At 73.1% G+C, this 18,780-nt stretch carries 15 protein-coding genes; 7 read left to right on the forward strand and 8 right to left on the reverse strand.

The annotated features are described in order from the left end of the window. Window positions 1–296 precede the first annotated feature (296 nt). Window positions 297–2,237, forward strand: a complete 1,941-nt coding sequence (locus AB852_RS25815; RefSeq protein WP_073792724.1) for an HtaA domain-containing protein — start codon at window positions 297–299, stop codon at window positions 2,235–2,237. Window positions 2,238–2,332: 95 nt separating this feature from the next. On the opposite strand, the gene AB852_RS25820 is transcribed toward AB852_RS25815, so the two are convergent. Next, window positions 2,333–3,724 (reverse strand): cellulose binding domain-containing protein, encoded by a 1,392-nt coding sequence (locus AB852_RS25820; protein ID WP_073792592.1) that lies wholly within the window; start codon window positions 3,722–3,724, stop codon window positions 2,333–2,335. A gap of 278 nt (window positions 3,725–4,002) precedes the next feature. Then, window positions 4,003–5,151 carry a winged helix DNA-binding domain-containing protein gene (locus AB852_RS25825; RefSeq protein ID WP_073792593.1) on the reverse strand — a complete coding sequence of 383 codons (1,149 nt, stop codon included), beginning with the start codon at window positions 5,149–5,151 and terminating at the stop codon, window positions 4,003–4,005. A 151-nt stretch (window positions 5,152–5,302) separates the two neighbouring features. Here AB852_RS25825 and AB852_RS25830 point away from each other — a divergent pair, with 151 nt between their 5' ends. Continuing rightward, on the forward strand, window positions 5,303–5,770 hold the full coding sequence (locus AB852_RS25830) for a MarR family winged helix-turn-helix transcriptional regulator (protein WP_073792594.1): 468 nt from the start codon (window positions 5,303–5,305) through the stop codon (window positions 5,768–5,770). Between the two features lie 147 nt (window positions 5,771–5,917). Here the strand turns inward: AB852_RS25830 and AB852_RS25835 are convergent, their stop codons facing one another. After that, on the reverse strand, window positions 5,918–7,006 hold the full coding sequence (locus tag AB852_RS25835) for an NAD(P)/FAD-dependent oxidoreductase (protein WP_073792595.1): 1,089 nt from the start codon (window positions 7,004–7,006) through the stop codon (window positions 5,918–5,920). A 444-nt stretch (window positions 7,007–7,450) separates the two neighbouring features. On the opposite strand from AB852_RS25835, the gene AB852_RS25840 reads away from it, so the two are divergent. After that, on the forward strand, window positions 7,451–9,805 hold the full coding sequence (locus AB852_RS25840; RefSeq protein ID WP_245876918.1) for an ATP-binding protein: 2,355 nt from the start codon (window positions 7,451–7,453) through the stop codon (window positions 9,803–9,805). On the opposite strand, the gene AB852_RS25845 is transcribed toward AB852_RS25840, so the two are convergent. The 3 genes from AB852_RS25845 to AB852_RS25855 all read right to left on the reverse strand — a co-directional run bounded on the left by AB852_RS25845 (window position 9,742) and on the right by AB852_RS25855 (window position 12,544). After that, on the reverse strand, window positions 9,742–10,209 hold the full coding sequence (locus tag AB852_RS25845) for a response regulator (RefSeq protein WP_073792597.1): 468 nt from the start codon (window positions 10,207–10,209) through the stop codon (window positions 9,742–9,744). The genes AB852_RS25840 and AB852_RS25845 overlap by 64 nt on opposite strands. Continuing rightward, complete coding sequence (locus AB852_RS25850; RefSeq protein WP_073792598.1) at window positions 10,206–12,002, reverse strand: PP2C family protein-serine/threonine phosphatase; 1,797 nt, start codon at window positions 12,000–12,002, stop codon at window positions 10,206–10,208. Before AB852_RS25850 ends, AB852_RS25845 begins: the two co-directional genes overlap by 4 nt. A gap of 161 nt (window positions 12,003–12,163) precedes the next feature. Further along, a complete protein-coding gene (locus AB852_RS25855; RefSeq protein ID WP_073792599.1) occupies window positions 12,164–12,544 on the reverse strand; it encodes a winged helix-turn-helix transcriptional regulator in 381 nt (126 codons plus the stop codon). A 90-nt stretch (window positions 12,545–12,634) separates the two neighbouring features. Here AB852_RS25855 and AB852_RS25860 point away from each other — a divergent pair, with 90 nt between their 5' ends. The 3 genes from AB852_RS25860 (at window position 12,635) to AB852_RS25870 (ending at window position 15,904) form a co-directional block, all read left to right on the forward strand. Continuing rightward, window positions 12,635–14,176, forward strand: a complete 1,542-nt coding sequence (locus tag AB852_RS25860; RefSeq protein ID WP_178391115.1) for an MFS transporter — start codon at window positions 12,635–12,637, stop codon at window positions 14,174–14,176. 237 nt (window positions 14,177–14,413) lie between these two features. Continuing rightward, complete coding sequence (locus AB852_RS25865) at window positions 14,414–14,674, forward strand: hypothetical protein (protein WP_073792600.1); 261 nt, start codon at window positions 14,414–14,416, stop codon at window positions 14,672–14,674. A 426-nt stretch (window positions 14,675–15,100) separates the two neighbouring features. Next, the gene (locus AB852_RS25870; protein ID WP_073792601.1) at window positions 15,101–15,904 is read left to right on the forward strand and encodes a TIGR04222 domain-containing membrane protein; all 804 of its coding nucleotides are present in this window, start codon (window positions 15,101–15,103) and stop codon (window positions 15,902–15,904) included. Window positions 15,905–15,952: 48 nt separating this feature from the next. On the opposite strand, the gene AB852_RS25875 is transcribed toward AB852_RS25870, so the two are convergent. Continuing rightward, complete coding sequence (locus AB852_RS25875) at window positions 15,953–16,603, reverse strand: TetR/AcrR family transcriptional regulator (RefSeq protein WP_073792602.1); 651 nt, start codon at window positions 16,601–16,603, stop codon at window positions 15,953–15,955. Window positions 16,604–16,727: 124 nt separating this feature from the next. Here AB852_RS25875 and AB852_RS25880 point away from each other — a divergent pair, with 124 nt between their 5' ends. Further along, window positions 16,728–18,143, forward strand: a complete 1,416-nt coding sequence (locus AB852_RS25880) for an amidase (protein ID WP_073792726.1) — start codon at window positions 16,728–16,730, stop codon at window positions 18,141–18,143. Window positions 18,144–18,181: 38 nt separating this feature from the next. Here the strand turns inward: AB852_RS25880 and AB852_RS38830 are convergent, their stop codons facing one another. Then, window positions 18,182–18,628 (reverse strand): hypothetical protein, encoded by a 447-nt coding sequence (locus AB852_RS38830; RefSeq protein WP_073792727.1) that lies wholly within the window; start codon window positions 18,626–18,628, stop codon window positions 18,182–18,184. Between the last annotated feature and the right edge of the window lie 152 nt (window positions 18,629–18,780).

Below are 18,780 nucleotides of genomic sequence, written 5' to 3' on the forward strand. Positions count from 1 at the left end.
ACGAGAACCAGGGAACCGTCATGGAGCGCCGGACACCGGCGGTCGGCGGACATCGAATCCGTCCGGCGGGGGCGCCCGGGGGAGTGGCTCGGGAGGGGCCGCGCGCAGGAAGCGGCGGAGGACCGTTCGGCACCCATGGTGACATTTTAGGTAAGGCTCACCTAATATCATCGGAGTCGACTTCGGGTCCCCCACTCCGAGAAGCCGGTCTTCCCCCCTTATCTGTGTCCGAAAACCAGGGCACGGCTCCGCCCATCGGCGTGCCGTGCTCCCTCCCCGAAGGAGACATGCAGCGCATGTCCATGCCCCGCAGTCGCCGTCTGGCCGCCCTCGCCGCACTGACCGTCGTGTCGGTGGGCACCGGTGTCCTCGCCGTTCCCGCCTCCGCCGCCCCGGGCGTCGTCACCGCCGCACCCGCCGCCGCTGCCGCGGTACAGGAAGGGAGCACGTCCGCGTCCTCCCCCATCCTGCTCACCGGACAGTCCGCCTGGGCCTTCAAGACGTCCTGGGTCAACTACGTCCTCGCGATGCGCGGCTCGGTCAACGTCGCCGACGGTGCCACCCAGGGGACCGGCGGTCTGATCGGCTACCCCGTCAAGCACGGCTCGGTGGACCCCGCCGGGCGCGACGCCGATGTGCGCTTCGGCGGCTCGGTGACCTACGCGGTGCCCGACCACGGCATCACCGCGATCACCCTCGCCAGCCCCCGGATCGTCCTCAAGGACGGCGAGGGCACGCTCTACATGAACGTCACCACCGACCTCGTGGCCGGTGAGGCCCCCGTCACCACCGCCGATGTGCCGTTCGCCAAGCTGACGGCGTCCGCCGGCGCCCTGGACGGCGACACGATCGACTGGACCGGCATCACGAGCACCCTCACCGAAGAGGGCTCGCAGATCTTCGCCTACCGGGGCGCCCCCATGTACCCGGCCGGCTCCGCGCTGGAGCCCCTCGCGGTCAGCGGCAAGGTCAGCGTCCCGACCCTGACGGTCAGCCAGGTGAAGGGCCTCGGCGCCGAGACCGAGGTCACGGTCACCGGCAAGGGCTACCGGCCCGGCCGCGGCGTGTACCTCGCGCAGACCGTCGCCCTGCCCGGCGACACCTACCCCGGCGTCTTCGGCAACGCCGCCTACATCCGCCAGGTCGGCGCCGACGGCACCTTCACCTCGACCCTGAAGCTCACCGAGAAGTTCACCCCGGCCGGCGCCGTTCCGCCGCCCCCCGTGGACTGCCGCGTCACCGCGTGCTTCGTCGCCACCTTCAACTCGCACGACGGCGCCGACCGCACCTGGATGCCCTCGCGCGCCCAGGACGTCGCCCAGCCGCTCCAGTTCGGCTCCGCCGCCGCGGTGACCACCCAGCCCAGGTCCGCCACCGTCCGCTCGGGCGCCAACGCCGTCTTCACCGCCGCGGCCACCGGCTCCGACTCGGTCCGCTGGGAGCGCAGCACCGACCGGGGCGCGACCTGGAAGACCGTCGCGGATGCCACCTCCACCACCCTGTCGGTGAAGGCCACCGCGGCCCAGAGCACCCACCGCTACCGCGCCGTGTTCGTCAACGCCGTCGGTGAGACGGCCACCTCCGCCGCGACCCTCACCGTCACCGCGATCCCCACCCGGATCACCTCCCTCAACGCCGGTCCCGAGCCGGTCGGCAAGGGCGGCAAGCTGACGGTGACCGGCACCCTCCAGACCGCCGGTTCGACGGACAACACCTGGCGCCCGCTGGCCCGTACCGCCGTCGTGATCGAGACCCTGCCCGCCGGCAGCCGCACCTGGAGCCGCGCGGCCACGACCACCACCAGCAGCGCGGGCGCCGTCTCGGCGTCGGTCACCGTCACCAAGGACGGCCTCTGGCGCGCCCGCTACGCCGGGACCGCCGACCGCGCCGCGGCCACCAGCTCCAGCGACAACGTGGACGTCAAGCTGCGCACCGCCGTCTCCGGCTTCAACGCGAGCCCGGAACCGGTCCGCAAGGGCCGCACCATCACCGTCAAGGGCACCCTGCGCAGCCTGGACGGCACCTGGAAGAACACCGCGAACGCGTCCGTGGACATCCTGTTCAAGGCCGACGGCGCCCGGAGCTGGACCAAGCAGTCCACCGCGCGCACCAACAGCGGCGGCGTGTTCTCCAAGGGCTTCACCGCCAAGAAGGACGGCACCTGGAAGGCCGAGTTCAAGGCCACCCCGTCGCGGCTGGGCGTCACCAGCTCCAGCGACCGGGTCGACGTGCGCTGATCCCGCACCACCCGTCACACCGGCGGCCGGTCACCGCAGGCGCCCCGCGCGCCCGCCGGTGACCGGCCGTCCGGCCGTTCACGCCCGCCCGGCGCTCACGGGGTCACGGTGTCCTCGAACGTCCGGCCCGCCGTCCGGTACGCGCCCACCTTCGCCGCGACCTGGGCCGGGGTCAGCACCTGGTCCTTGACGTGCAGCACATAGTCGACCTGCTGCTCATAGGTACGCGGCGTGGTGGAGGTCTGACCGGTGAGGTCCGTCAGCCACTGGTTGAAGGCGATCACCATCGGGCGCTCGGGGAGATACGCGGCGCCGTGCGTGCTGAACAGCGTGCCGTCGACGTAGTACCGGATGTCGTTGTCGTCGATGGTGACGACGAGGTCCCGCCAGCCGCCGTGACTGCTGCGGGCCACCGTGTGCTGGTTGACGGCCTGCCCGGTGTTCGGGTCGTACGTCTCCCACGAGGTGGTGTAGAAGATGTTCGACGTCTCGCCCCAGCCGCCGTTGGGCAGGTACTCGAAGTCGTACTCGGCGTAGTCGTCGGCCATCGGCGCCTTGAGGTCGTTGATGGCGAAGAACGTCTGCACGACGTGGTCGCCGTCGGGTCCCTGCGCCGGCGCGTCGCTGAACTTGACCCGCGCCGCGTACGTGCCCTTCCTGAACTTCATCGCCGAGGTGGCGATCTCGGTCTGCCGGGTGCTCGCCGCGGTCCCCGAGGTGGAGGTCTCCAGCTTCATGACGGAGTTGCCGTCCGCCGCGGCGAAGCTGATGTTCTGCGGGGACCAGGTGGCGCCGGGGACACCGGGACCGCCCGAGTACGTCCGCAGGAACCAGCCGTTGGCCGCGAGCCGCGGATCGCTGTGCGCCGTGTAGTCGAAATCGTCGAACAGCACCGGACCGGGCGGCGGGACCACCGGACCGCCGGGCTCCGTCCCCCACACGACCGTGCCGGACACCCGCGCGGTGACCTTCGTCCAGTCGCCGTACGCGCTCTGCCCGGCGCCGAAGGAGTGGTCGTCGCTCTGGACGAGCTGCTGCCAGTCGGAACGGTGGAAACGCACCTGTATGTCACCCGAGTCGGCGCCCGGCGCGAGGGAACCCGCGGCGGCGGTGAACCCGATCTCCAGATAGCGGTCCGCGGTCGCCGTGGGGGTGGCGAGCGTACCGAACGTCCCCGTGACGTTGGCGCAGCCCTTGACGGCCCAGTCGCAGGAGTAGCGGTACACGGCGCTCGCCGAGTCGGCCTTGAAGTAGTAGCGCAGCTTCACCGTGCTGAGGGCCACCGGGGCGGCCCCGGTGTTGCGGACCTTCAGCCAGGGAGCGGCCTGTGAGGCGGCGTTCCCGGACGAGCTGGTGCGGTACTGGACGGCGAGCGGGCCGTCGGCGGCGTTCGCGGCCGCGGGGACCGCGGCGAGCGCACCACCGAGTGCCAGTGTGAGCGCGCAGGCCGCGAGGGAACGCGACCGTCTGTGGGGGATTCTTCTCATGGCGCTGCCTCTCCCGGACAAGGGGGACGGGGAGTCGCCCAACTATGCGTCGGGCGACAGCCGTTGAGAGTACTGAACGGCGCTCTAACGCGATACGGGGTGATCACATCCTGAACACCCCGCCCACCAGCGCGATCCGGCCGGACCTCCCGGGGCCGCTTCCCCGCCCCCTACGCGCGCTTTGGCCACCGGCCGAAGGCGGGGGCCGCACATCCCACCGAAGAACACCCGGCCCCTCGTCCGCGCCTTTCCCCGTTCGACGCCCTCCGCCCCGTCCCTCAACCGCCGGGCAGTACCCGTACATCGGCGCCGGGAATCCCCTTGGCCCACCAGTGGTCGTACCGTCCGAAGGCCCTCGGGTCACGGGCGGCGAGGAAGGCGACCAGCGACCCGGCCTCCGCGCCCAGTTCCTCCCAGACCCGGTCCGGCAGGGCATGGAAGGCCGTCGCCTCGATCCCGTCGCCCACCGCGCGCCAGACGCCCGCGACATGACCGTCGACCAGCAGCGTCGGCAGCACATCACCGTTCACCCGGATCACCTGCCTGCGGTAGGCGGGCGGGATGACCCGCGCCCGGTCCGCGTAGGCCAGCAGCACGCTGTCCCACATCGCCATCAGCCTGGGCGGCGCCGGAACGTCCTCGTCCGGGCGGAGCGCGCCACGGACGTCGTACAGGACCGTGCCGTCCGGCCCCTCCAGCCGCTCCAGCTCGTCGGCGAGCGACTCCACCGCCCCTCTGACCCGGGTCCGCGGGAGTACCGCGAACTGCGCCATGTCCGCGACCGACGCGGGACCGAAGCCCTCCAGATACCGGTGGATCAAGGTCCGCAGACCCGCCGCGGCGGCATCGGGGTCCGCGGCCCCCGGCCGTGCGACCGCCGCGATGTACGACGGCCGGGTCCCGAACGACCACGGCCCGCCCGTGGGGGAGTGCCACAGCGGTGCGCACGCCCGGAGCATCCGCAGGGCCCCGGAATCCATCGGCGCGCCCATCCGCTTCGCTATGAGGCCGCCGAGTTCGGCGGCGGTCCGCGGCCGGTCGGCGTGCTCCAGCAGATGCGCGACCAGCGCGTCCGTCTCCACGGCGGTGAGCCCGGACGCCCGGAAGAGCACGTCACCGAGCCGTGAGCCGCGCAGCGCCGGTTCCATCGCCGCGCGGAACGACGCGTAGTCCGCCGCGTCGACCGCGTGCAGGGTGAGCCGCATCAGTGTCGCCTTGACCGTCCGGTGCCCGGCGAAGGCCGCGTCGAGGTCCGTGGGATCGAAGCCGCTCAGCCTGTTCCACAGGGCGATGTACGGGGCGGCCGGCTGCTGTGCCTGGAGCGCGACCACCCGTCGCACCGCGTCCACGACGTCGAGCGATTCGCGGCCGAGCAGCGATTGCCGGGCCAGTGTGGCGCGGTTGAGCGCGCGTGCGGTGATCTTCATACCGCGATTCTCACCTCCCGCCGGACCGCGCGGAACCCGCGGTCGCGAAGCCGGGCCGCAGGCGTCCCCGGAGCCGTCCACGCACCGCTCGCAGGGGTGGCGTTCGCCTCTGCTGCCGTACCCTGGCCGTATGAGAGCCGAGGGTGAGCAGATGGGTGTCGTGACCGCTCTGGTGCGTTCCTCGTTCCTGGTGAACGCCGTGTACGCCGAGTCGGCGCGCGTTCTCGGGCTCACCCCGCAGCAGGGCCAGCTCGTGTGCGTGCTCATCGCGCGGCCCTACGGTATGAGCGAGCTGGGTACGACCCTCGGGCTGGCGAAGTCGAGCCTGACGGGCCTGGTGGACCGTACCGCCCGGCGCGGTCTGGTGCGCCGGGAGCCGTGCCAGGGCGACGCGCGCGCCGTCCTGGTCGCCCTCACGGAGGAGGGCCGGGACGTCGCCCAGCGGTTCCACGAAGGCACCACCTCGCGGATCGAGGCGCTTCCGGCCGCTCTCACCGACGCCGAACGGACCGGCCTCGCGGAACTGCTCGCCCGGATCGTGCGGGACAACAAGGTTCCGCTCGTCTTCCCGGCGACGGAGGAAGCGCCCCCGCTGCCCGCGCACGTCCACGTGTCCTGACGCGTCTCGGCGCGTCGCGGCGCGTCCTGGCGTTGCCGGTACCCGGCGCCGCCGCCCGTACGTTCCGGCTCCCGGGCGCCCGGTGACAGGCCGGCGGGTCGGACACCGGACCGGCCCGGGAGCCGGGACCCGGCCGGACAGCGCCGGTCAGACAGTGCCGAACAGTTCCGCGAACCGGCCCGTGGCCAGGTCCGCGCCCTTGTACCGGACGACCGTCTCCGTGCTCAGCACCGTCGCCCCTTCGGGCGAGGACGCCTGGCCGGTGCCGAGTTCCGGTCCCAGCGGGATCAGGATCGAGCCCACCGGTGACGGCCGGTAGACGGCGGAGGGCTCTTCGCCCCGCAGCTGGGAGAGGATGTTCCGCGCCACGACATCGGCGTGCCGCACCGCGTGCGCGGCCATCTTCGCCTCGGCGAGATCGGTGATGTCGCCGATCGCGTGGACGTGCCGGTGGCCGTCGACGCGCAACGACTCCGTCACCCGGATCAGCCCCCGTGAGGTCCGCGCCCCGGCCAGCGCGGGACCGAGGTACCCGGTGTCGATCCGCACGCCGTGGCAGCGGAACCAGATGTCGGCCTGGAGCTCGCCGCCGGAGGTGCCGACGGTGAAGCTCCGCGCCAGGCCGGGCCCGGTCGGCGGCCTGGTCGTGAGGGTGGTGCCGAGCCGCAGTTCGACACCCAGCGCGCCGAGCTGACGGCGCAGTTCGGCGCGCATCCCCGATCCGAAGCCGGGCACCAGCTGTTCCCCCGGGTCGACGACGGTCACCCGCTTGTCCGGCCAGACCGCCTTGATCTCCCCGGCCAGCTCCAGCCCGACCGGACCGGCCCCCTCGATCAGCACCCGCCCGGCGCCCGCGAGTTCCTGGTGCGTGGCCCGCAGCCGCGCCAGCGCCTCCCGGGTTGAGTCGGTGTCCGTCTTGGCCGGGAACGGGTACCCGGAGCCGGAGGCGAGGACCAGATGGTCGGCGCCGACGCGCTCGCCGGAGGCGAGGGTCACCCCGTCCGGGTCCACCGACACGGCCCGCTCGCGCAGGACGGTACCGCGCTTGAGCAGCGCGTCGTACGGAAAGAAGATGTTGTCCGCCCAGTCCGGTCGGACCAGTGCGCGTAAGGCCCCGGCGGCATGGACGAAGGCGTCCCTCGGCTCGATGAGCACCACATCGGTCTCCTCGTCCAGCGCCTTCGCGACCGCTGACCCCCCGTAACCTCCGCCGACGACCACGACGGTACGACCCATGGTTCCCACTCCTCGTCACACGATGTAGTTCGTGTCGCGAACTGTATTAGTTCGCAACACGAACTACAAGTGGGTGCTGCCGCCGCCGGGGTCGGTCGCGGCGGCACGCCGTAACGCCAGACCACCCTCGGCGGGGCTGGGCCGGTACACCCGCCCCCAGGGAGCGTTGCGGCCCTCGCTGTAGCGCCCGGCGAGGTCCGTCCGACGTTTCCCTGGACGTCGCGGAACCTCGCCCGCGGCGCCACCCGCTGGAAGGGGGTCGCCCGTAGCCGCGGTCCCTTCCCGGGCCGGGAGCGGCGCGTCCCTCCCTGGCCCGACCGGCGGCGCCCCCGGCAAGCGTCCGCCCGGCGGCGGTGCCCGACCCCGAGGTGGCGCCTCGGACCCCCGCCGCCCGGATGGCAGGATGACCCCGGCGGCGCGGACCCTCACCGTGCCGGTCGCACGGTGAGAGGCGGAACAGTGGTCGAGGACGGTTGGCTCTCCGAGCGGGCGCGGGCCGCCGAGCAGGTGGTGCCCGGTGGCTTCGACCTGTCGGAATGCGTCCGCGAACCGATCCACCTGCTCGGTGGCATCCAGTCCTACGGCACCCTGGTCGCCGTCGACCCGGACACCGGACTCGTCGAGGTGGCCGCCGAGAACACCCGCGAGGTGCTCGGCACCGACGCCGAGGACCTCGTCGGCACCCCGGTCACCCGGGTCCTGGCCGCCACCGACTGGACCGAGGCCGTCGAGGCCACCGACGGTGCCGAACATCTGCCGGCCGCTCTCCCCGTCCACGCGGGCGCCGCCCCCCACCGCGGGCACTTCGACCTCTCCGCGCACCGCCGGGACGGCCTGCTCGTGCTGGAGTTCGAGCCCAGGGAAGGCGGGGAGGAGTTCACCTTCTCCGGCTTCTACCAGGGCGTCCGCAGGGCACTGGCCAGGCTGCGGTCGGCCGCCACGGTCGCCGACTGCTGCCGGATCGCGGTCCGCGAGGTCCGGGCCCTCACCGGCTACGACCGGGTCGTCGCCTACCGCTTCGACGGCGAGGACGGGCCCGGTGAGGTCCTCGCGGAGGACGTCACCGAGGGCTGGGAGCCATGGCTGGGGCTGTGGTTCCCCGCCACCGACATCCCACCGCAGGCCAGACGCCTGTACCGGGAGAACTGGATCCGGGTGATCGGCGACGTCGACGACACCACCGTCCGGCTGCACCCGCCCACGAGAGCGGCGACCGGCACCGCCCTCGATCTGTCGCAGGCCGCCCTGCGCACGGTGTCCGGATTCCATCTGGAATACCTGCGCAACATCGGCGTCCGGTCCTCGATGTCGGTGTCCGTCCTGACGGAAGGACGGCTGTGGGGACTGATCGCCTGCCACGGTGCCGGTCCGCTGCGCATGGCCCCCGAGACCCGGTCCGCCTGCGAGATGTTCGGCGCGGCGTTCTCCCTGCAACTCGCCGCGATAGGGGAACGCGAGCGCGCCGACGCCCTCGCCGGGTCCGGGCGCCGCACCGCCGAGGTCGCCGCGCTCCTGGACGGCGGACTGGAGCAACGGCTCGCCGAACACGGCGGAGCGGTCCGTGACCTGCTCGGCGCCGACGGCCTGACCCTGAAGCGCGGCGGCCGGGTCGTCACCGACGGCGACCGGCTCCCCGCCGCACTCGTCGAGGCCCTCGGCGACCAGGCCGCCCGAAGCCGGCCCGGCTCCCTGCGGGCGACGGACCGACTGGCGGAGCACCCCGAGTACCGGACGGCCCGACCCGAGGACGACGGCACCGCCGGAGTGCTCATGGTGCCGCTGAACCCCTCCGGCGACTTCCTCGCCTGGTCCCGCCGCGAACGCCCGCTGCCCCGCCGCTGGGCGGCCGACCCCTCCGCACCCGTACAGGTCGGCCCCCGCGGCGAACGCCTCACCCCCCGGGGATCGGGGGCCGTGTTCCGCGCGACGGTCCGCGGACGCAGCCTCCCCTGGACCGCGCACGACCACGCGACGGCACGTGAACTGTGGCGGCTGCTCACCGACCTGGTGCTCCGGCACGCCGACGCCCTGCGCGCGCTCAACGACCAGCTGCGGATGACCAACCACGACCTGGACTCCTTCGCCCACGCCGCCGCCCACGACCTCAAGGAACCACTGCGCGGCATCTCCAACTCCGCGACCTTCGTGATCGAGGACGCCGCCGCCGACCTCGACGCGACAACCCTGCGGCGGCTGCGCACCATGCAACGGCTCGCCGGCCGCATGGACGGCCTCCTCAACTCCCTCCTCGACTACGCCAGACTCGGCCGCGCCGGGCTGCGCGTCGCGGAACTGGACCTCGACACCGTCCTCGACTCCGCCCTGGAGGTCGCGGGCCCGAGGCTGGCCGAACAGGGGGTACGGGTGGTGCGCCGGCCGCTGCCCCGACTGCGGGCCGACGCCGACCGGCTGCACGAAGTCCTCGTCAATCTGCTGGTCAACGCAGCCAAGTACGCCGGGGACGGCCCCGACCGCTGGGTGGAGATCGCCGTGGAACCGGACCCGTCGGCCCCCGGCGCCCCGAACGCCACCGCCACGGCCGTCGTCGTACGGGACAACGGGATCGGGATCCCACCGGAACGGCAGGCCGAGGTGTTCGACCTGTTCCGCCGTCTGCACGGTCCGACCGAACACAGCGGCGGCACCGGCGTGGGACTCGCCGTCGTCAAACGTGTCGTCGAGCGCCACGGCGGACGGCTGTGGCTGGAGAGCGCACCCGGTGAGGGGACCGCGTTCTACTTCACACTGGGCCCGTCACCACTCGCGCCCGGCGCCCCGGAGCGGGACGCCTGCCAGTAGTCGACCGCGCCCTTGAGCACCGTCCGGAACAGTGTGAAGTTCACCGGCTTGTACACATACGTGTCCGCGCCCGCCGCGTAACACGCCTCGACCTCCGCGGGCTCCGTCGACGAGGTGAACACCACGACCCTCACCTCCGCCAGCTCACGCCGGGCCCGGATCGCCGCGAGCAGGGCGTGCCCGCTGATCCCGGGCATGTTCAGATCCAGCAGGATCAGACCGGGCAGCTCGTCCCGCGCGACGAGGTCCGGCACCACCCCGTCGCCCCGCGCCGCGAACTCCAGCCGCAGCTCGGGATGCGTCCGCGAGAGCGCCCGCTCGATCGCCTCCGCGTCCTCATGGGAGTCCTCCACCACCAGGACACTGCCGTGGTCGATCCGACGAGCGCCGGGCCCGGGGTTCACCGGGTTCCCTTCACATGCGCCACCAGCACGGCGATGTCGTCGTCGCCCGTGGTGCGGAAGTCCGAGGCCATCGCGATCAGCCGCTCGGCCATGTCCCCCGACGACGGCCCGCACCGACGCACGGCGTCCGGCAGGAGACCCTCGAACATCACACCCTCCTCGGAACGGGCCTCGGTGAGACCGTCGGTGAACATCACCACCGTATCCCCGGGGCCGAGCCGCACCGCGACCGGCTCCGCGACGATCTCCGGGACGACACCCAGCAGCATCCCGCCCACCGCGACATCCTCCGTCCCCCCGTCCGCCCGCTGGACCAACGGCCGCGGATGACCCGCCGACGCCACCTCCATCAGACACCCGTCGCCGTCATGGGTGAGAACGGCCACCAGCGCCGTGACGAACCGCGTCGCCGACTGCGCCGCGAGAGTCGCGTTCAACCGCTTCAACGCCGGCGCGGGCGCGGTCCCGTCCTCCAGCAAGGTCCGCAGGGTGTGCCGCGCCAGACCCGTCAGCGCGGCGGCCTCCGCACCCCGCCCGCACACGTCCCCGACGAACAGGGCGAGCCCGCCGTCCGCACGGACCACCGCGTCGTAGAAGTCGCCGCCCACCTCCAGCGACGAGTCGGCGACCTGATAGGCCGCGCCGAGTTCGAGCCCCGGCCAGTCGGGCAGCGCCCCGGGCAGCAGATGGTGCTGAAGCTGCTCCACATGACGGCGCCGCTGCTCATAGGCCGTCGTGGTGTCGATGGCCAGGGCGGCGCGGCGCGCCAGGTCGTCGAGGACCCGCAGACCCGCCACCTCGTCGCTGCGCCGGTGATAGATGAACGTCAGCGTCCCGAGCGCCTTGCCGCGCGCGCTCAACGGGCTCACGCTCAGTGCCCGGACCCGGCCGCCGAACCCCTCGGCGCGCGGACCGAACGGCCCTTCCGTGAAGGCCCCGCACTCCTGCACCACACTCTCGCGCTTCTCCAGCGCCAGCCGGAGGAACTCGGCGAACCAGGGATCGTCGCCGGACACCCGCGACAACCACGGCTGCGCCTCCGCGGCCACATGGGCCGAGGCGACCGGGACGAGCGCCCCGTCCGGCTGGAAGAGATGGACCACACAGCCCTCCGCCACCGCGGGCACCGCCAGCCGGGCCACCCGGCCCAGCGTCTCCTGCACGTCCAGACTCGAATCCATCTGGAGCGACGCCTCCGCGAGGAAGGCGTCCTCGGTCTGCCGCCGCTCATGCGCGCGGTACTCGACTATCCGCTGATTGCTCGCCACCAGCACCTCGGACAGCTGGCTCAGCCGCAGCACCAGCCCCGGGTCCGCCGCGGCCCGGTCGGCCACGCCGACGGAGAACGCGGCCCAGTCGGAACCCCCCAGACCGAATCTGCACTCCACCGCGTACCCGGCCCCTGCCCCGGCCAGCACGGCCCGCTCGGGATCGAAGTCCTCGCCGGACACCGTCAGATCATGGGTGCACACGGTGAGAGAGCTGCCTGCCGTACCGGCACCGCCCGGTGGCGGCGATACCCGGCCGGGTCCCGCGACGGCGCCGCCGGAGGGCGGCGCCACGGTCGTCCGCGTGGGCTGCCCGGGCACGGCGGAACGCACGTACGTGAGAGCGCGGCCGTTCCACCGGGTACCGGCGACGGCCACGACCCCCGGCTCCGCGAGCATCAGCCCGTACACATAGCGCGACATCTGCGCCACGTCATCGATGTCCTGCGCGGCCCGCCACAGCTCGTGCAGACGGGCCGACCAGACGGTGTCCGCCGAACCGGCGGCGGAGACGCTCTCCGGCATCACTGTGCTCCTCACCCGTTCCGTGTCCCCGTGCCGCGGGCCCGGCCGGGACGGCCCCCCGGCACGGGCAGAACGGGAGAATGCCATGCCGGAACGCCCTTCACCAGTGCTCCCGGACATCCGGGACGGCCGCGGCCACGGGTCTCCACCCGCCCCGTCGCTCACGCCGACGGCTGTTCCTCGGGGACCGGGCGCCGCTTACCCGGCGGCCTGCCGTGGGTGTCCAGGTACCAGCGGCCCCAGGTGTCGAGCTGCCCCGCGATGGATTCGAGGCTGCGGCCGGTGCCGGTCAATGTGTAGTCGACCCGGGGCGGGACCTCACGGTGGACCGTCCGCCCGACCAGCCCGTCGGCCTCCATCTCCCGAAGCTGACGGGTGAGCATCCGCGCGGTGATCCTCGGCAGACCGCGTTTGAGCTCGCTGAACCGCAGCGTGCCGACCAGCAGCTGTTTGAGGATGGCCAGCTTCCAGCGGCCGCCGAGCACCTCCATCGCGATCTCGACCGCGCAGTAGTCGGGTGTGTCGTCGACCGTGGTCCGCATCAGCGGTTCCCCCTTGGTATACAGACTGGCACTATGGCACAAAAATGACCGTACTTCCCCGGGCGATACCGGGTGACCGATAGTGCTGCCATGACGAACAGCACGTCCTCCTTACCCTCCGCCCCGCCGACCGCCGATACCGCCGGACGGCGCTGGCTGGTGCTGGCCGTGGTCTCCGCCGGCCTGTTGCTCTGCGGGATCGACCTGACCGTGCTGCACGCGGCGGTCCCGAGCATGAGCAGGGAACTGCGCCCCAGCAGCACCGAGCTGCTCTGGATCATCGACGTCTACTCGCTCACCCTCGCCGCGCTCCTGGTGACCTGCGGGACACTGGGGGACCGGATCGGGCGCAAACGGATGGTCCTCACCGGCTTCGCGCTGTTCGGGCTGGCCTCCGCCGCCGCGGGCCTCTCCGAATCCACCCCTCAGCTGATCGCCGCGCGGATGCTCCTGGGCGCCGGTGCCGCCATGATCATGGCGTCGACCGTCGCGATCATCCGGGTCGTGTTCACCGACGCACGCGAGCGGGCCGTCGCCATCGGCGTCTGGACGGCCGCGCACAGCGTGGGCGCGACGATCGGCCCGCTGGTCGGCGGTCTGGTCACCGAGCGGTGGGGCTGGGGAGCCGCCTTCCTGATCAACGTCCCGGTCGCCCTGGTGATCCTCGTGGTCGGCTTCCTCGTCATCCCCGAGTCACGGACCCCCCGGCCCCGCACCTGGGACCTCGCCGGTGTGGCGCTGTCCGCCACGGGGCTGACCGTCGTGGTGTTCGCCCTCAAGCGCGGCGGTGAGCACGCGGGCCCCGACCTGTTGGCGGCCCTCGCGGCGGTGACCGGCGCGGCCCTGCTGTACGCCTTCGTCCGCCGTCAGCGCCGGTCGGCCGAACCGCTGCTGGACCTCTCCCTGTTCGCCGACCGCCGCTTCGTCACCGCCACGTTGTGCGTCGTCGGCTGCTTCGGCAGCTATGTCGCGCTGCTGTTCTTCCTCACCCAGTGGCTCCAGCAGGTCGGCGGCTTCGCACCGGTCGCCGCGGGCCTCGCGCTGATACCGCTCGCCGCCGCGAACGCCGTCGGCGCCACGACCGCCCCCCGGGTCTCGGCCCGCTGGGGCAACCGGTGGTCGCTCACCGGCGCGCTCGTCCTTTTCGCGGGGGCGATGGCGCTGATGGCGCTGGTGGGTGACACGGGAGCGTATCCGCTGCTCGTCGCGCCCCTGGTGGCCGCCGGATACGGGGCGGGGATCGTGATGACGCTGGGCGCGGACTCCATCATGTCCGCCGCCGATCCCGACCGTTCGGGCGAGGCCGCCGCCATCCAGGAGACGTCGTTCGAGCTCGGTGCCGGACTCGGTGTCGCCGTCCTCGGCACCCTGCTGACCGCGAGCTACCGGCTCACGATGCCCGACACCCCGGGCCTGAGCGGGACGGACCGCGACGCCCTGACGGAATCGTTCTCCTCGGCCGAGGAGCTCGCGGGCAGGCTGGAACCCCCGGAGGCCGGCCGGTTGCTCGGCGCGGCCCGGGCCGCGTACGACCACGGCTTCACCACGGTCGCCGTGTGCACGTCGGCGGCACTGGCCGCCACGGCGGCCCTCGCCGCCGCCCTGCTCCGACCGCGCCCCGCCGCCCGCTGACACCGGTCCGTGGCCGGACCCGTCCTTACGTCCGTCGAACGCCGTGCGTCGCGCCCGGTACCGGTCACGGTGGTCAGAGCCGCCCCCAGGGTGTCCGCTCGTGCTCCATCTGCATCAGCACCGGGGTGCGATCGGGTGGCGGCATCCGTGGGGACGCGCGCCCGGACCGGATTCGGGTCCGTCGGCGTTCATGGTGGAGCGACAGCACCAACAGCTTCACGGACTGGAGAGAAACACATGATTCGTCGTGTCGCGATCGCCCTGGCAACCGTCACCGTCGCCGGGTTCATGGCGGCAGCACCCGCTGCCGCCACCTCCTCTCCCGAGGTGGAGGCCGCGGAACTCGGAGGAGGCTACTTCCAGGTCGACGGCTCCCACGCGAGTGGCGAGTTCCTCAACCTCGGCGGCCCGTACGGCATCACCTACGCGCAGGGCAGCGAGGCCCACCTGCACGCCGAGGGCGCCGGGTTCTACGCGCGCTACCTGCACAGCCGCTGACCCTCCCCGCACGACACGCAGGGCCCGCCCGGGAGGGCGGGCCCTGCCTGCGTCCCGGCCCGGACGCCTCGGGACGGCACCGCGGGTTCGTCCCGCTGCCGCGACCTCGGCCGGGACCGCCCGACGGCCGGATCACGCGGGACCGCGAGGCCGCAGGACGAAGCGCCGTTGCGGAGCCGGGCCGCAGCTCGCCCCGGCGGACGGGCAAGCAGACGGTCGGGCACGGCCTGTCGGCCCCGGCCGACCCGACCGGCCTGTCGGCCCCGGCCGACCCGACCGGCCTGTCGGCCCCGGCCGACCCGACCGGCCCACCGGACCCGGCCCACCCGACCCTGCCGACCTGCGTGATCCGGCCGCCAGGCCGTCCGTCCGCGCCCTTGGCGGGTCGCCCGGCCGGGAGGACAATGCGACCCCGGGGGTGGGGCGATGTGGCTCGGACTTGCGGTCGGCGCGTGGATTCTCCTGGTGGGCGCGGCGCTGGGCCGCTCGCGCGCCCGCAGAAGACTGCGGCGGTTCCCGGTGGCGGAACGCGAGCGGCGGACAGCGGTTCCGGTCCACGCGTACGCGTTCCTGTGCGGCGGGCGCCGGCGGACGGCGCAGACCGCTATGACGGCCCTGTACCTCGCGGGCCTGATCGAGGTCCGGCGCGGCCGGATCGTCCGGACCGGAGCGAACCACGATGTCCCGGACCCGGTGGCGGCCGCGGCCCTGGCGGCCTGCCGCCCCGGACGCCCCGAACGGCCGCGCGGGGTCGAGGGACGGACGAAGAGAAGCGCTCCGGTCAGCCGGATCGGTGACTCCCTCGCCCGGGACGGCCTGGTCACCCATCCCGGGCTGCTGGCCCGGATCGAGGCATGGGAGCGGGCCCTGCTCCTCGCCGCGTTCTTCTCGGCGTTCCTCGCCATGACCGCCCTGATGGTCTGGGACGTCCGGGGCAGTGACCAGGCCGGTCTGGCCGCTGCCGTGGCCGCGCCGCCCGGCGCCCTCGCGATGATCGTCCTCGCGCGGACGCGGCCCCTGCCCAACGGCCCGACCTCCGAGGGTCGACGCGCGATCGAGGAGCAGCCGCTCCCGCCCCGCGAGGACGGGCCGCACGCGCGGACGCTCCACGGCGTGGCCTCCGACGGCCCGCGGAGTCCGCTGATGCCCGACGGTCTCGCCCGGGTCCTGCGCCGTTCCGAGCCCTCGGCCTGGCAGCCGGACGGTCCGGCGGGACTCGGCGGGCTCTGACGACGGCGGGGGAGGGCCGCACGGGCCCCACTTCTCGCGGACGGTGGGTCAGCGTCCGCTTGGGCGGCCCGGGGTGCCCGACGCGGGCCGGGACAGCACGGCCGACCGCTCCCAGAGACCGACCAGGTGCGCGTGCAGGATGTCATGCGCTTCCTCGGCGGTGAGGTGGCCGACGAGGACATGTGCGGTGAGGCCGTCCGCGAGGGCGAGGAGAGTACGGGCCGCGCGTACCGGATCGAGGTGCCCGGCGGATCCGGTGTCCTCGGCGACCTCCGCGACGAGCCGGGTGAACATCTCCTCCACTGCCACGTAGTTCGCCCTCAGCGGTTCGGCGAGCGCTTCGCTGACCGCCGCCTGGGCGACGAAGGCCAGCCAGACCCTGGCCTCGGCGCGGTGTTCCCCGCGGAGCAGCGAGACCTCGGCGGCCGCGTGACCCAGGGCGGTGCCGGCCGACTGGGCCGGGCTGCCGACCAGACGGGCCCGTACCCGCTCGGTGATCCGCTCGCCGATGTGCCCGAGGGCGAACACCAGCATCTCCTCCTTGGTGCGGAAGCACCGCTGGACGGCGCCCATGGACACCTGGGCGCGCGCCGCCACATCGCGCAGCGTCACACCCTCCAGCCCGTGTTCGTCCGCGAGGTGGCAGACGGCCTCGGCGATGAGCCGGCGTCGGCCCAGGTGATCCACCTGCTTGGGCATGTTCGGTGCCTCCCCGCTCTTCGGTGCTCGGTTCCGCCGCCCACTTTATTCGATGCGCCCGTATCGATTCCGGAGTACGGTTCCGATGCAAGCGCATCGGTTCATGATCGAGGAGGGGACGGGCATGCGGGACGCCCTGTGGAAGATGTCGGCCACCGCCCAGGCGGAGGCCGTACGCGGCGCGGAGATATCGGCGGTCGAACTGATCGGGAGTCATCTGGAGCGCATCGCGGAGGTCAATCCGCGGGTGAACGCGATCACCCAGCTCCTCGCGGAGCGCGCGTACGAGGCCGCCGCCCGGACGGACCGCCGCCGCGCCGCGGGAGAGCCGCTGGGCCCGCTCGCGGGTGTGCCGTTCACGGTGAAGGAGAGCACCCCCGTCGAGGGCGTGCCGACCACGTTCGGCGCCGAACGCTTCCGGGACCTGGTGGCGCGGGCCGACGCGCTCCCGGTGGCACGTCTGCGGGCGGCCGGGGCCGTCCCCATCGGGCACACCAACATCCCCACCCTGATCCTGGCGGGGATGCACACCCGCAGCGAGCTGTACGGCGACACGGTCAATCCGTGGGACAGCGGCCGGACCCCGGGCGGCTCCAGCGGAGGTGACGCGGTCGCCGTCGCCACGGGGCTCGCGCCGCTCGGGCTCGGCAACGACTCCGGCGGATCGGTGCGCATCCCGGCCCAGTTCTGCGGTGTGGCCGCGCTGAAGCCGTCCACCGGCCGCTTTCCCGCCGACCACCGCGTGCTCGGTCCGGACGACCCCGGCCCGGCCTCCCAGGCGCTCGTCACCGACGGACCGCTGGCCCGCTGCGTGGGCGATCTGCGGCTGGCGTACGAGGTGCTGGCCGGGACCGATCCGCGGGACCCCCGGGCCGTGCCGGTGCCCCTCCACGGCGAGCCGCTCCCCGGCCCCGTGAAGGTCGCGGTCGTGACGGACCCCGGCGGGCACGGCGTCCACCCCACTGTCCGCGCGGCCGTCGCGACCGCGGCCGACGCGCTCCGTGACGCCGGGTACGACGTACGTGAGATCGAGGACGTACCACGGCTGGACGAGGCGCTGGAGGTGTACGGCCGGATCACCATGACCGAGTTCGCCCCGGCCTGGCCCGTGGTGCGCACACTGCTCGGCGAGGGCGGGGACCGCTACATCCGGATGGCGATGGAGCGGACCCCGCCCGCGAGCGCGGACGAGTTCATGAAGCTGATGGGCACCTGGATGGGCATCCGCCGCTCATGGGCCGAGTTCCTCGACGCGTACCCGCTGCTGCTCGGCCCGGTGTTCACCGAGCCGCCCGTCGAGCCGGGTCTGGAATCCCGCGACCGGGCGGGCCGGGACCGGGTCGGCACGGCGATGCGGCTGTGCACCGTGACCAGCTTCGTCGGCGTGCCCGGTGTGGCAGTGCCGACCGGGGTGAGCGAGGGGCTGCCGTCCGGGGTGCAGATCGTCGGACGGGCGTTCCGGGAGGACCTGTGTCTGGCCGCCGCGCAGGCCGTCGAGGATCGGCTCGGGATCCTCACACCGGTGGACCCGGGCCGCTGAGACGCGCACCGCCCGCTCTCCTCGCCGCCGTCACCCCGTCACAGGGCCCACCGGCAGTACATACGACGACCGTCCGACCCTGCGCGACCGGCCAGCCCCGCCAGCTGGGCCAGCGCCTGACCCGCGTCCTCGGAGGTGTATCCGGACGCTTCGAGTTCCTCGGTGCCCGACCACGGCCCGGCGGCTTCCGCGAGGGCGGCGGGCGTGGCCGACGCCAACGCCTCCTGAAGGGTGTCGGACACGCTCATGATGAAGGCGCTCTCCGACTCGGGGGACGAGAGCAGCTGTCCCGAGCGGGGGCGCCGGGTCGCCTCGTCATAGGAGCAGCCGGTCAGGATCGCTTCGAGACGGGCCAGCACGACGACCGGATCGATCCCCCTGAGCGGGACCACGTCGAAGGTCGCGGGGTCGGGCCCGTCGGGCTGGTCAAGGACACGGACGGCCACGTCGTCGTCGGCCGCCGAGAAGTATTCGCACATCACCATGCAGTGATCGTCGCATCCACCACTGACATCGACCGTGGTGGCCGGGTTCCGGTGGCCGGGTTCCATGGCCCACAGGAGATCCGGCCAATTGTCCTCCGAGGCGCTCACCTTCAGCGTTGATCAAGCCCTGTCAGGTCGATACGCTGTTTGAC

Origin of the sequence: Streptomyces uncialis (assembly GCF_001905345.1) — a bacterium.
Lineage (GTDB): Bacteria > Actinomycetota > Actinomycetes > Streptomycetales > Streptomycetaceae > Streptomyces > Streptomyces uncialis.